12 protein-coding genes are annotated in these 12,486 nt (G+C 55.9%); 4 read left to right on the top strand and 8 right to left on the bottom strand.

Features of this window, described 5'->3' with window-relative positions:
• Window positions 1–202 precede the first annotated feature (202 nt).
• Window positions 203–400 carry a hypothetical protein gene (locus DYE26_RS28305; protein ID WP_036619705.1) on the top strand — a complete coding sequence of 66 codons (198 nt, stop codon included), beginning with the start codon at window positions 203–205 and terminating at the stop codon, window positions 398–400.
• 88 nt (window positions 401–488) lie between these two features.
• Here DYE26_RS28305 and DYE26_RS28300 read toward each other — a convergent pair whose 3' ends face one another.
• The 3 genes from DYE26_RS28300 to DYE26_RS28290 all read right to left on the bottom strand — a co-directional run bounded on the left by DYE26_RS28300 (window position 489) and on the right by DYE26_RS28290 (window position 4,088).
• On the bottom strand, window positions 489–725 hold the full coding sequence (locus DYE26_RS28300) for a glutaredoxin family protein (protein WP_036619702.1): 237 nt from the start codon (window positions 723–725) through the stop codon (window positions 489–491).
• Window positions 726–773: 48 nt separating this feature from the next.
• Window positions 774–1,724 (bottom strand): thioredoxin-disulfide reductase, encoded by a 951-nt coding sequence (gene trxB / locus DYE26_RS28295; protein WP_036619700.1) that lies wholly within the window; start codon window positions 1,722–1,724, stop codon window positions 774–776.
• Between the two features lie 426 nt (window positions 1,725–2,150).
• Window positions 2,151–4,088 carry a heavy metal translocating P-type ATPase gene (locus DYE26_RS28290; RefSeq protein WP_036627530.1) on the bottom strand — a complete coding sequence of 646 codons (1,938 nt, stop codon included), beginning with the start codon at window positions 4,086–4,088 and terminating at the stop codon, window positions 2,151–2,153.
• A gap of 331 nt (window positions 4,089–4,419) precedes the next feature.
• Between DYE26_RS28290 and DYE26_RS28285 the strand changes: the two genes are divergently transcribed.
• The 3 genes from DYE26_RS28285 to DYE26_RS28275 are packed head-to-tail and all read left to right on the top strand — an operon-like array spanning window position 4,420 to window position 6,360.
• Window positions 4,420–4,752 carry a PadR family transcriptional regulator gene (locus DYE26_RS28285; RefSeq protein WP_036619698.1) on the top strand — a complete coding sequence of 111 codons (333 nt, stop codon included), beginning with the start codon at window positions 4,420–4,422 and terminating at the stop codon, window positions 4,750–4,752.
• Window positions 4,739–5,293 carry an HAAS signaling domain-containing protein gene (locus DYE26_RS28280; RefSeq protein ID WP_063836298.1) on the top strand — a complete coding sequence of 185 codons (555 nt, stop codon included), beginning with the start codon at window positions 4,739–4,741 and terminating at the stop codon, window positions 5,291–5,293. Before DYE26_RS28285 ends, DYE26_RS28280 begins: the two co-directional genes overlap by 14 nt.
• The gene (locus DYE26_RS28275) at window positions 5,290–6,360 is read left to right on the top strand and encodes a DUF4097 family beta strand repeat-containing protein (RefSeq protein WP_036619696.1); all 1,071 of its coding nucleotides are present in this window, start codon (window positions 5,290–5,292) and stop codon (window positions 6,358–6,360) included. The genes DYE26_RS28280 and DYE26_RS28275 overlap by 4 nt, the downstream gene beginning before the upstream one ends.
• 330 nt (window positions 6,361–6,690) lie before the next feature.
• Here DYE26_RS28275 and DYE26_RS28270 read toward each other — a convergent pair whose 3' ends face one another.
• The 5 genes from DYE26_RS28270 to DYE26_RS28250 form a co-directional block, all read right to left on the bottom strand.
• Entirely contained in the window at window positions 6,691–8,088 is a 1,398-nt protein-coding gene (locus DYE26_RS28270) for a WD40 repeat domain-containing protein (RefSeq protein ID WP_036619694.1), read from the bottom strand.
• Between the two features lie 678 nt (window positions 8,089–8,766).
• Window positions 8,767–10,059 carry a homocysteine synthase gene (locus DYE26_RS28265; protein ID WP_036619692.1) on the bottom strand — a complete coding sequence of 431 codons (1,293 nt, stop codon included), beginning with the start codon at window positions 10,057–10,059 and terminating at the stop codon, window positions 8,767–8,769.
• 124 nt (window positions 10,060–10,183) lie between these two features.
• Window positions 10,184–11,032, bottom strand: coding sequence for an ATP-binding cassette domain-containing protein (locus DYE26_RS28260; RefSeq protein ID WP_036619691.1), 849 nt, complete (start codon window positions 11,030–11,032; stop codon window positions 10,184–10,186).
• Window positions 11,019–11,882, bottom strand: coding sequence for a membrane protein (locus DYE26_RS28255; protein ID WP_036619690.1), 864 nt, complete (start codon window positions 11,880–11,882; stop codon window positions 11,019–11,021). Before DYE26_RS28255 ends, DYE26_RS28260 begins: the two co-directional genes overlap by 14 nt.
• Window positions 11,866–12,486, bottom strand: a complete 621-nt coding sequence (locus DYE26_RS28250) for an RNA polymerase sigma factor (RefSeq protein ID WP_082207670.1) — start codon at window positions 12,484–12,486, stop codon at window positions 11,866–11,868. The genes DYE26_RS28255 and DYE26_RS28250 overlap by 17 nt, the downstream gene beginning before the upstream one ends.

The raw sequence follows: 12,486 nt of genomic DNA, 5'->3' as shown, positions 1-12,486 counted from the left end.
TAGCTCCCGTTAAAAAAGCTTACTAGTTTTGTCGAACCGTCTGCCCTTTGGCCGTTGCGCGAAAAGACGCAATTTCTCCCCAATTTTGCCGCTTTCGCGCATTACAATTTTAAAAAAATAGAAGTATAATAAAAAACATAGAATTTGTGATATATATCATTGCCGAAAAATATAAATTGTTTACATGGAGATGCGTTTGCTCATGACCATCGTGGATACTTCCGATATTTCCGTTGAAATGTTTGTTGCCGTCATGTTCTTCTTGCTGCTGATCGCCCCCTTGGTGAGCCTGGGAGTTATGCGGTTGTTCCAGGGGCGGAAAAAAGCCGGATTTACCCTCCTCGGCTGCGGGGTGGCAGGGTATCTGATCTTTCAGCTTCTCGCCGGATGGTTGAGCTGATTTGGGCGGAACAAAAAAGAGCATCGTCCTTGACGGCCGTGCAGGCTGCAAGGGCGGTGCTCTTTCGGGTTCCGGCTGGCGGCTGGCCTTACGCCAATTCCGCCAACGCTTTATCGAACTGGGTTTTGTTCATGCCCAAGATGCGGTGCTCGCCGATGACCGTTACCGGAACGGCGCGCATGCCCATGTCCCAAACTTGCTGTGCGTATTCGTCGTTTTGCTCGATGTTGCGCTCTTCATAAGCGACGCCTTTGTCGCTCAGAAAGCTTTTCACTTGTTTGCAATGCGGGCAATTGGTGCTGGTGTATACAATTACGCTTGCCATGATGATTTCTCCCTTCCTATCCGGAACTAATTTGTTTTTCCGGTGATTTTATTTTGCGGCCGCGGCGGCCGTTTCATGCTCAAGGTTTTCGATGTATTTCTCACAGTCGATCGCGGCCATGCAGCCGCTGCCCGCGGCGGTGATCGCCTGGCGATAGCGGTTATCCTGCACGTCGCCGCAAGCGAATACGCCCGGTACGTTCGTTTCCGACGTGCCCGGTTTGACCACGATATAGCCGTTCGCGTCCGTATCGATCTGCCCGCCGAGGAACGCCGTGTTCGGCTGGTGGCCGATCGCGACGAACACCCCGCTCGCGCTGATGATCTCTTCTTCACCGGTCGCGTTGTTCCGCACTTTCAGGCCGGTTACGCCGTTTTCGCCGGCGATGACTTCCAGCGGCGTGCGGTTCAGCGCCATTTCGATCTTCTCGTTGGCGCGGGCGCGATCCTGCATGATCTTCGAAGCGCGCAGCTCATCGCGGCGATGGACGAGCGTCACCTTCGTCGCGAAGCGGGTCAGGAAGCCGGCTTCCTCAAGTGCGGAGTCGCCGCCGCCAACGACGACGATTTCCTTGCCGCGGAAGAAAAATCCGTCGCAGGTGGCGCAGGTGCTTACGCCGCGTCCAACGTTATCCTGCTCGCCGGGGATTCCCAAATATTTGGCCGTCGCGCCGGTCGACAAAACGAGCGTTTCGGTAACGAGTTCGCCGATCCCTTCCACTTGCAGCTTAAACGGACGTTTGCTCAAATCAACGCTGTTGACCCAGCCGGTGCGGAATTCCGCGCCGAAACGCTCGGCCTGTTTGCGCATGTTGTCCATCAATTCCGGACCCATGATTCCTTCCGGGAACCCCGGGAAGTTTTCCACTTCCGTCGTCGTCGTCAGTTGTCCGCCCGGCTGCGGTCCCTCGATGATCAGCGGGTTCAAGTTGGCGCGGGCCAGATAAATGGCCGCCGTAAGTCCGGCCGGACCGGTACCGATAATAATCGATTTATACATAATGGCATCCTCCTAAAAGTGTGATCGATAGAAAGTAAGCACTCTATTTCAGGCAATCTGCTATATAAGTTGAACAATATTATACGGATCAGGGCAGCCGTGTGAAATGTTCTTACGATCGCTGCCCGCCCCAGATTTCTATGATTACGTAGATTCATACAAGGTAGAAATCCGCTCACAAAGGCGACCACTGCCGTTTCTTCAGAATCATTTCACACTCTTGCCTTACTCTCGTTTTTCTTTAGTTCAACTTATATAGTAAGGCTTCGACACACTGTTTTTTTTTATATCAAGATGGAAAATCTATGATCTACTTCAATTATGTTAAAACGACTGCATGGTGTCAACAAGCGTACCGGAACGGTTCTGTGAAGTTTAAATGAAGGAATGATGAAGAGGCGTCCGCTTTTTTTGCGCAGCCCCGAATTACCTGAGCAGCCGCAGCCCGTTCAAAATGACGAGCAGCGTGCTGCCCTCATGCCCCACAACACCAAGCGGCAGAGGGATGCCGCGCAAAAAATTGCTCGCGATCAGCAGCAGGATGACCGCGCCGGCAAAAACAAGATTTTGCTTGACGATTCTCCGGGCCCGGCGGGCGAGCGAGATCGCCTCGGCAACCCGCTCCAGACTGTCGTTCATCAGCACAACGTCCGCAACCTCCAGCGCCGCGGCGCTTCCGCCTCCGCCCATGGCCACCCCGACCGTCGCCGCCGCCAACGCCGGCGCGTCATTGACACCGTCGCCGACCATGACGACGCTGCCGTAACGGCTGCGCAGCGCCTTCACATGCTCCACCTTGTCCTGGGGCAGCAGGTCCCCGTACACAAGATCGATCCCCGCTTCCCTGGCGACCGCGCGGGCGGTGCCGCCGCGATCGCCGGTCAGCATCGCGGCGGCGATCCCCAGCCGGTGCAGGCGGTCGACCGCCGCCTTGGCCTGAGGGCGAATCCGGTCCCGCAGCGAGATCAGCCCGGCGTATTCCCCGCTGGCCTGAATCGCGGAAACCGTATGCCCTTCCGCGATCCAGGCCCGCATCCGTTCGGCGAACTCGGGCGGCAAATTCGGATCATCTTCATCCGCCTTGCCGACCCTCCACACCTCGCCGCCGATCTTGGCCTCAATGCCCCAGCCGGGCAGCGCCTGCAATTCATCCGCACTCCGGATGGTCAGGCCTTCTTCTTCGGCTTTGCGCACGATCGCCTCGGCCAGCGGATGCTCGGACAAACTCTCCGCCGCCGCGCAAGCGGCCAGCACCCGCAGCCGGTCATATCCCTCGGCCACGTACAGCTCGGTAACCTCCGGAATCCCCTCCGTCAACGTGCCGGTCTTGTCGAAGGCGACGACGCGCGCGCCGCCGAGCAGGTCCATATAAGCGGCGCCTTTGAACAGCACGCCGTTTCGCGCGCTTTTGGACATTGCCGACAGCATCGCCGGCATCACGGAGGATACGAGCGCGCAGGGCGAAGCCACGACGAGAAACACCATCGCTTTATAGAAAGCCGCCGGCCAGCTCCATCCGAAAGTCAGCGGGGCGAGCAGAACAAGCGCCGCAGTGACCAGGAGCACCGCCTTGGCATAAATGCCTTCAAGCCGCTTAATAAAGCGCTCCGTCTTCGGCACCTCCCGCTCGGCTTGCTCCACCAGGGCGATGATTTTGGCAAACAGCGTACCGTCCGCCGGACTGGTCACCTCCACATACAGCGCTCCTTCGCCGTTGATCGTTCCGGCGTATACGCCGTCGCCGGCGCGTTTGTCCACCGGCATCGACTCGCCCGTAATCGCGGATTGGTTGACGGAAGAGCCCCCGCTGCTCACGATGCCGTCCGCCGGGATCACCTCGCCGGGTTTTACCAGGACCAAATCCCCGACCAGCAGCGTTTCGGCCGCGACCTCCTTCATTCCGTCCGCATCGATCCGCAGGGCCGTTTCCGGTTTCATCGCGGCCAGCGCCGAGATGTCCCTGCGGCTTTGCTCGCCGGCAAACGACTCCAGCGCACCGCTTAACGCGAAAATGAAGATAAGCATCGCGCCTTCGTTCCAATACCCGATCGATGCCGCTCCAAGCGCGGCGGCGATCATCAGCAGGTTAACGTCCAAATCCCTATCCTTAAATAAAGTAGCCAGCCCCTCCCGCGCTTTCACGAACCCGCCGACAATATAAGCGGTTATATAAAGAACGACCGACAACATAGGCAGCCAGGCGTGCAGCCCCCAAGCGGTACACATCAGCGCTCCACTGGCCAGAGCCAGCAGCATTTCCCGGTGCCGCAGCAGCCGAAGCGCCGGGAAACGGCGCTGCTTCCCCGGATCGGGCAGGCCCGCCGATGGCTTGGCGGCAGGCAAGGTTTGGTGAGTGGCACTCATAAAAATATCCCCTTTCATGATCGGATAACGTCCTCAATTGAGAATGAATACTATTGTTAACCCCCTAAAAATGGCACATGCTGCCCCGGGATCTCCCGGAGCAGCATGCAATTGAGAACGATAATCATTTTTGTATTGGTACAATAATGTTGGTTTTGAGAAACTTTGCTTTTATTTTAAACTAAATTCTTCGGTATGTAAATGCTATATTGCATTATTCAGTACAGGGTATTATACTGAACTCATCTAGTCGATAATATCCAGTACTGAACAAAATCTATTTGTTGGATCATCCGATCCGCATCCTGTCGTAACTACCGAGGTGTTGCCAATGAATGTACAGTTCAAAAAAGGAGCGCTGGAGCTCTGCGTGCTCGTTCTGATTTCCCAAAAGGACTATTACGGCTATGAGCTTGCGCAGAAAATCAGCGAAAAAATCGAACTGGCGGAAGGAACGCTGTACCCCATCCTGCGCAGGTTGACCAAAGACAACTACCTGACCTGTTATTTGTCCGATTCTTCGGAAGGGCCGCCGCGCAAATACTACTCGATCACCGCGCCGGGACAGGAGCAGCTTGCCGAGCTTATCGCGCAATGGATGCCATTTGCCAAGGCGGTTGATGACTTTATCGCAGAAGGGACGAGTAGCCATGGGGAGAACTGAATTTATGCGCACCCTGGAAGGGTTGCTGATCGGCATACCTCCGGAGGAGCGCAAAGAAATTTTGTACGATTACGAGGAGCATTTCGAGGCAGGCGCAGCCGCCGGGAAAAGCGAGGAAGAAATCATTAAAAAGCTGGGGACGCCTTCACTGCTGGCCAAGGAACTGCTGCTCGATTACAGTATTTCGGTGGCCGAGCGCAAGAAAAGCTTAGCCAATGTGATGCGCGCGGTGCTGCGGGCCGCTGGAATGAGCTTTATCAATATGCTCGCCGTCGCCTTGCCCGTAGCGATCCTGCTGCTCCTAGCCGCCTCTCTCAGCATCATCGCCGCCGCTATGCTGCTTAGTCCGCTGTTGATCATCATCTCCTTGATCCAGCGCGGATTCGAGTTGTTTCTTTTCAACCTGTTCGCAACCATGACGTTGTTTAGCCTGGGAATCCTGCTTGCCGTGGGCCTCAGACAGCTTGCCGGGCGGCTGTACGGCGTGATCTTACGGTTGGTCAAAAATAAATCCGGATTTCAAGGGAGCGTTTCGCTATGAAAAAAATCGTCTATTTTGCCATAGGCTTGCTGCTCATCGGACTGACCGGAACCATCGTCACCTTTCCCAAAGCGGATACACTTAAGGCGTTTGGCCTTTTTCAGGAAGACAAGGAAACGGCCCCAGAGCAGGACGGAAGCCGGAACGCTCCGGACCGTGACCGGCAGGCAACGCCGAATGACCCGGACGGGATCATCGAGGATTTTCAAACCGATTTGATGGAAGGAACCACCGATATGGTGGGCGGAATTTTGGATAATGTCTCCGAAATCGTCGACGACGCCGTGTCCCGCGATTCCACGGATGATCCCGATAACGCCAAAAGCCGGCGCATCTCCCTCTCCGAAAATCTCGCCGCCCAAGGAATCCGCAACATCGTCATCGATACCGCCGCCTCCGACGTAAAGCTCACTGCCTCCGCTGCATCGGACATTGAAGCCAAACTGACGGGGAAGGTGAGAAGCGGCATTAAAGACAACGAGCTCACCCCTTTGTTAAACAAGGAAGGCGACACGCTGTACATTCAAACGGAACGGGAGAAAAAAGACGGCAAAAGCTTCCGCGCCGATCTGGCGTTAACCGTGACCATTCCGGCGGCGCAGTCTTTTGAAAAGTTGTCCATTAGCACGGTCAGCGGGGACATCGAAACCTCCAATCTGGAGATGAAGCAGGCCATCAAGCTTGAGACCACAAACGGGGAAATCACGTTAGACCGCGCTAAAGCGGCCAAAATAGAACTGAACAGCGTCAACGGCAGCATCGAGGCCTCCGCCCTGAAAGGCGAAATTGCCGCCAGTTCCGTGAATGGAGACCTGGACCTCGGCTTGCAGACGGTCGATCTGGCCGGGGACATCACGGCCGAATCCATCCATGGGGATATCGACATCGTCTTGAAAAAGAATCAGCCGCTATCGCTGGAGTTCACCACGGTAGGCGGGGAAGCTGAGGTGAATGTCCCGGACATGGATTTTAGCCGCCGGACGGATCAGGGGATCGCGGGAAAAGTCGGCAGCGGTAAATATAGCGTCAAGGCAGCCACAACAACGGGCGATTTTACATTGGAATAATGGGGCAAGGAACAAGACGGGGCCGGTCTGTCTCTGCGTCAGGCATAAGATCGCCCCTTCTTGTTAACCGGCACCCCCATTCTAACGGATGCCACAACCGCTATTTGCTGCAACAACACCGATTTCAAACTCTAACGGATGCCATAGCGCTTATTTCGCTAAAAACCAGCTATTGGGGCCCAAATTAAGACAAATAACGGCGCTCGCAACCGTTAGATTTTAGAAAGGGGCTCTTTTCGCAAAATAACGGCTGCTGCAACCGTTAGATTTCCGGCAGGCGTGTTCCCTGTCGGAAACCTGCACTGTTACGGGAAACCTCAAAAGTACGTACTAGGGCTCTTTAGGAAACACGATTTCTTTCCGTTCTGCAACGACCCCGGTTTGCGGCTCTGACGTATGCGGTTCTGCCATTCGCGACCATGACGTGCGCGCCTTTGCCGGGAGCATTTCCGGCAGATCCGCCTCGCTCGCGGGCCGTTTTTCTTTCTTGTGAACATCGTAGTAGAAATAGGCCGGTTCCTTCTCTGCCATCCCATAAGTATTGCTGCCGTCCGGCTCGAACCGGTAGGACTTGACGAGCGCGGTGGAGTCATCAAGCCAGCCGGCGATATCGAGCGCGCGGTCGTCCCCCGCATCCGCCTTAATCGATCCCAAAGCGCCCCCGTCTCTGCCGTAGAAATCAATGCGCTGGGGGGCAATGCTTAAATAGTCGATATCGATGTCTTTAATCCGGCTATGCTCTCCCGGAGAAGACTCCATCCAAGCGATCGAACCGGACGGGTTCCACTTGATTTTTTCGGACGGAACATACTTGTCCTCAGACAGCTTGATTTTCCCGAGCGCAGCGCTTTTTATATCATAGAAAGTCACCTTTCCGCTCTCATCGTCATGAGCAAACCGTTCAAAATCAGGCGACAGGAACAAGGACGGAGCCCCGGTCGTCGAGTGCGGAATCACCCGGAACAACCGGTCCGGAGCATCATCTTTCCCGCCCTGCAAATCAAACACTCTCACCAAACCCAAGTAGCTCTGCAAAAATACTTTCATCCGCTCGCCGTCCCAATGGTATTGGTAAATATAGTCATACTCTTCCGGCAACGGCCAAAAATCTTCCCTGATCCGTGCAATTTTCCCCGTCCGCACATTATACTCGGAAAGATGATACTTTCCGCCTTGCCCTATGATTTCCGGCTCCAAAAACAGCACCCGCTCCTCATCCGCTTTGACGAGCAGTTGCCCGATAAACGTATTATACCAGCGGTTGTTCGTGTCCGTGATCCCCTCGCTCCAGACGGTCTTCACCTGGTCTTCGCCCGTTTTATGGGACAGCAGAACTTTGATCACATCATCGTCCCCATAAAATACATTGGCCATCACCAACGTTTGTCCCTCCAGCTCAACCACCGCCTCGTAGTCGATGCTGTAATCCGCCAGGCCGGCCGGAACTGCGACAAGTTCTCCCTTCGCATTCCGGCTTGCGCTAAATTCACCTTTTGCCAGCTTGACGCTCTGCGCCGGCATCTTTTCCTGTGCTCCACCTTGCTCAGCTACTTTTACGCGTGTTGCCTCTCCCTGACTAGCCGGCAACGACGCATTCCCTGACTCCTGCTGGGACGCGTCCCGCGCAGCGTTTTCTCCCCCGTTAACCGGACGGTTTGCCGGCGAGCAGCTCACCAGCAGCAGTCCGGCGGCAGCCGCAGCCGGGAGCAGCCATTTTATCTTTTTCAAAAAATCAACCTCCTCAAAAACGTATATAAACAACCCTAAGGATTCGTTATCTCTGCGCTGTCTAAATCTTAAACGCGGCCGCTCTGCCAATAGTTTCATCTTCATCCTAACCTGTGCAGCCTTTCAGCATGATGGTGCTTGCACCTGGGGCTCCAGGCGAGCAGAACGCCGCCGAACCTCAAAACGGGAGTCCGCCGATAAGTCGGCGGTACTTTTTTGTGTTGTACCGAACCGCAACATCCTGCTGGAGCCAGGCTGCTTGAGAAAATCCGGCGAAAAAATAAGAACAAAAAATGTCTTTATTTCGGCGATATCCATCCATTTGAGAGAAATAGAGTCAATCTAGGTCGCTATTTTCCCTCGGCTTGAGGAAATACCCGCGTTCCGGACTGTTCGTAGGAAAATAAGTACATGAAATGCTGCTAATGGTGATAAACATGTTAGGTTCCGGATAATAAGTACATAAAGTGCCGCTATTTTGCAGGGGAACGCTTTTGTAGGGAAACGCTTTTGCAGGGGGGCGCTTTTGAAGCGAGGCGCTATCTTTATCTTGACCTGGCCGTTCCATTTAGCTGGCCCCAGCCACCACTTCTATGATCACAAAAAACCGCTGTCCGGCCGGATGATGTGATCCCGACACCGAAACAGCGGCTTTTCGCTTAATGATAATACGTTGAATTATGCCTGGCTGGCGGCGATCGCCTGCTCCAGGTCGTACAGGATGTCGTCGATCGACTCGGTGCCGACGGACAGGCGGACCAGTTCCGGATTGACGCCGGCCGCCAATTGCTCCTCTTCCGTCAGCTGCTGGTGCGTCGTGCTCGTCGGATGGATAATGAGCGACTTCGAATCCCCGACATTGGCCAGGTGCGAGAACAGCTTCACGTTTTCGATCAGCTTGCGCCCGGCTTCTACGCCGCCCTTAATGCCGAAGGTAAGGATCGCGCCCTGCCCTTTCGGCAAATATTTTTGCGCCAGCTTGTAGGATTCGTGGCTCGGCAGCCCGGCGTAGCTGACCCACTCCACTTTGTCGTGGGCTTCCAAGTACTGCGCCACCTTCAGCGCGTTTTGGCTGTGGCGTTCGATGCGCAGATGCAGCGTCTCCAGCCCCTGCAGCAGCAGCCAGGCGTTAAACGGCGACAGCGGAGCGCCGAGGTCGCGCTGCAATTGGACGCGCGCCTTGATGATGTACGCCAGCGGTCCGACGGCGTCCGTATAGACAACGCCATGGTAGCTCGGATCCGGCTCCGTCAGGCCGGGGAACTTCCCGCTCGCCGACCAGTCGAATTTGCCGCTGTCGACGATGATCCCGCCGATGGACGTGCCGTGCCCGCCGATGAACTTCGTGGCCGAATGCACGACGATGTCCGCGCCGAAATCGATCGGGCGCAGCAGGTACGGGCTCGGGAACGTATTGTCGACGATCAGCGGAATTCCGTGCTCATGGGCGATCGCGGCCACCGCCTCGATATCGAGCACGTCGCCCTTCGGGTTGCCGAGCGTTTCGGCATAAAGCGCTTTCGTCTTGTCCGTGATGGCCGCGCGGAAGTTGTCGGGATTTGCGGAATCGACGAATTTGACCTTGATGCCAAGCTTCGGCAGCGTCGTTGAAAACAAATTGTAGGTGCCGCCGTACAGCGTGGACGATGACACGATCTCATCCCCGGCCCCGGCGATATTCAAAATGGAGAACGTGATCGCCGCCTGGCCGGATGCCGTTGCCAGTGCGCCGACGCCTCCCTCGAGCGCCGCCAGCCGTTTCTCGAACACATCGGTCGTCGGGTTCATAATGCGGGTGTAGATGTTGCCGAATTCCTTCAGGCCGAACAAATTGGCGGCGTGCTCGGTGTCGCGGAAGCCGTAGGAAGTCGTTTGGTACAACGGGACCGCCCGGGAATACGTAGTCGGATCGATTTCCTGCCCGGCATGGATCGCCAGGGTTTCGGGGGCGTATTGACGCTCTTCAGACATGGATAATTCCTCCTTCAAATCGCTCGAAAGTGATGGGATGACGATGTTTTTTCATATTCTCTCACATCTCAAGCCGTTTGAAAATAGGAAGTCCGATAATTTTTATGTGAATTATATATTTTATTTACTTCCCCTTGAATTTCCGTACGAAATAGGCATCTTCCAGCAGCGGTTCCCCTTCGGCGAGCCCGGGAAACGGGGGAGATTTCGCCGCCATTTTAACGTATACCCCCTCCCGGACCTCCCGAATCTCGATCAGGCGCTCGGGCGGCAGCTCGCCTAACCGTTCACGGGGAATGACTCCTTCCCAAATCGGGCAAGGCAAGTCTTCCGTCCATAGCGATTTCCTGTCGTAAAAATGAACTTCCCCCCGATCGAGCCAAAGCACGTAATCGGCCATGGCCGCCCATTCGTTCATCTCATGCACCGCCGCAATGACGGTCCGCCCTTCGGCGTACCGGTTCAAATAGTTGATCGCCAGCTTGCGCTCCGCGGAATCCATCGCGTTTAACGGCTCATCAAGAAACAGGAAATTCGGGGCCCCCAAGAGGGATTGGGCAAGGGCAATCCGCCGCTGAACACCGAGCGACAACCGTTTGATCTTGGTGTTCCGGCAGAATTCCAGATTAAAATCGCCCAGCAGTTCCTTCGCCCGATCCGGGCCGGTTAAGCCCTTAAGTTCGGACAAATAAGCCAGCAGCTTGTACGGCGTCATTTCTTCGTACAATTCGATTTCCGCGGGTACATAACCGATTTGACTGCGCACCAGCGGCAAATCGTCAAGCACGGAGCGCTGCCAGTACAGGATCCTCCCCCTGCGCGGCATCCTGACGGTCGCCAGCAGCTCAAGCAGCGTCGTTTTGCCCGCCCCGTTGGCGCCGACCAGCAGCGTTAGGCCCGGATACAGCCGCAAGGCATCGATATGCAGGGAGAAGCCGTCCAACGGCTCATCGATATTTTCAACGGTAATCATGCGTATTCTCCGTCCTCACTCCACCTATTTTCAGACTTCGGCTGCGGTAATACGAGCGGAACAGCAGCAGCGCCCCGATGAGCAGCAGCAGCGCGTCGAGCGCCGTCCGCGTACCGGCGGCCCATCCTCCCGCCTGGGCCTGGATTTCCAGCATAAACCAAAGCACGTAAACCGCAAAAGCGAAAAACAGCGCCAGTTTCATGCCGTAACGGAACAATGCGTACATCGCTGTCCCGCCGGTCAGCAGCGAAATGCCCAGCCATTGCAGCAAAAACGGCACAAAGGGCATCCCTGCCTCGCCCGCCGCCTCCACGCGAATGCCCACAACGACGGAACTGATCAGCGCCCAGCCGATCACAAGAGCGATCACCATAAGCATCCGGCTGTAGACGACTAGAGCGGGAGGATAAGGCGTAATGCTCTCGACCGCACGCATGCCCGGGTCCCAGGAGCGGTAGCTGTACAGCATAGAAGCGATTAGCATCAAGGGCGTAATCATCGGGAATAAACTTGGCATACGATCGCCCAGTAAATAATTGGAGAACGGGCGGTTTGGATCAACCAGCAAAATCAGCATCAAAAATACGGCCGCGCCGGCCAAAACGAGCGCTTTGCGGTTGAGACGGAATTGGCTAAGCAGCAATCTGCGCAGCGAAGGCGCTTCGACGTGCGGGTTGAAGTCGAGCGTTTTTGCGGCGTTTTGCGCCTGAAGCTCGGCAAATTCCGGCTGCAGGGCCGCGATCAGCGCCGCCGTTTCCGACGGTGCCGGAGCATTCTGCATAGCCTGCCGCAGCGGTTCGCGCAGCTCCTGCTCCAAGCGTTTCAGTTCTTTATCAATGGAGTGTTCCATGAATCGGCACCTCGCTTTCCGTAAATGTATCCATTCGCTCGCCGGACCCGGCGGAGGAAGCGCCCTTTGGCCCGCATAGTGCGCGTTTCAGCTTCCGCAATGCGCTGTAAAGGTTCGATTTCACCGAACTCAGCGGCATTTCCAGCATTTCGGCAATTTCTTGCAGCTTCAGTTCGTGGAAAAAGCGCATGCGCACAACCTCCTGCTGCACCTGCGGCAGCAGGGCCAAAGATTCGGCAAGCTGCTGCGCCGTCTCTTGCCGTTCGATCAATTCCTCCGCCTGCGGCGAAGGGTCCACATCGTCCGGCAGTTCGTCCGCACCGCCATGCTCTGAACGGTAGGAGGCGCTCCGCCAGTAATCCCGGCACAAATTCAGCGCCACCGTATACAGCCAGGGGCGGAGATGTTCCATCCCGCCGTGCCTTTTCAGGTGGCGGATCAGCCGGATAAAGGTCTCCTGGACGATGTCCTCCGCCTTGCTTCGGTCCTTGAGCCGGTTGGTTACGTAACTGAGCAGCGGTCCGTGGTACCTCGTGACCAACAGCTCGAACGCTTCCCGGTCCCCCGCCGCCATCCGCTCTACCAGCAGCTGGTCCGAAATCAT

Origin of the sequence: Paenibacillus macerans (assembly GCF_900454495.1) — a bacterium.
Taxonomy (GTDB): domain Bacteria; phylum Bacillota; class Bacilli; order Paenibacillales; family Paenibacillaceae; genus Fontibacillus; species Fontibacillus macerans.
This window is presented reverse-complemented; position numbering and strand designations above follow the sequence as displayed.

Excerpts from the sequence above, each read along its gene's own strand:
- DYE26_RS28280 (WP_063836298.1), top strand. The coding sequence starts at position 4,739 with ATGGGGAGAACTGAATTTATGCGCACCCTGGAAGGGTTGCTGATCGGC.
- DYE26_RS28305 (WP_036619705.1), top strand. The coding sequence starts at position 203 with ATGACCATCGTGGATACTTCCGATATTTCCGTTGAAATGTTTGTTGCC.
- DYE26_RS28260 (WP_036619691.1), bottom strand. The coding sequence starts at position 11,032 with ATGATTACCGTTGAAAATATCGATGAGCCGTTGGACGGCTTCTCCCTG.
- DYE26_RS28250 (WP_082207670.1), bottom strand. The coding sequence starts at position 12,486 with ATGATTTCGGACCAGCTGCTGGTAGAGCGGATGGCGGCGGGGGACCGG.
- DYE26_RS28275 (WP_036619696.1), top strand. The coding sequence starts at position 5,290 with ATGAAAAAAATCGTCTATTTTGCCATAGGCTTGCTGCTCATCGGACTG.
- DYE26_RS28300 (WP_036619702.1), bottom strand. The coding sequence starts at position 725 with ATGGCAAGCGTAATTGTATACACCAGCACCAATTGCCCGCATTGCAAA.
- DYE26_RS28265 (WP_036619692.1), bottom strand. The coding sequence starts at position 10,059 with ATGTCTGAAGAGCGTCAATACGCCCCCGAAACCCTGGCGATCCATGCC.
- DYE26_RS28290 (WP_036627530.1), bottom strand. The coding sequence starts at position 4,088 with ATGAGTGCCACTCACCAAACCTTGCCTGCCGCCAAGCCATCGGCGGGC.
- DYE26_RS28255 (WP_036619690.1), bottom strand. The coding sequence starts at position 11,882 with ATGGAACACTCCATTGATAAAGAACTGAAACGCTTGGAGCAGGAGCTG.
- DYE26_RS28285 (WP_036619698.1), top strand. The coding sequence starts at position 4,420 with ATGAATGTACAGTTCAAAAAAGGAGCGCTGGAGCTCTGCGTGCTCGTT.
- trxB (WP_036619700.1), bottom strand. The coding sequence starts at position 1,724 with ATGTATAAATCGATTATTATCGGTACCGGTCCGGCCGGACTTACGGCG.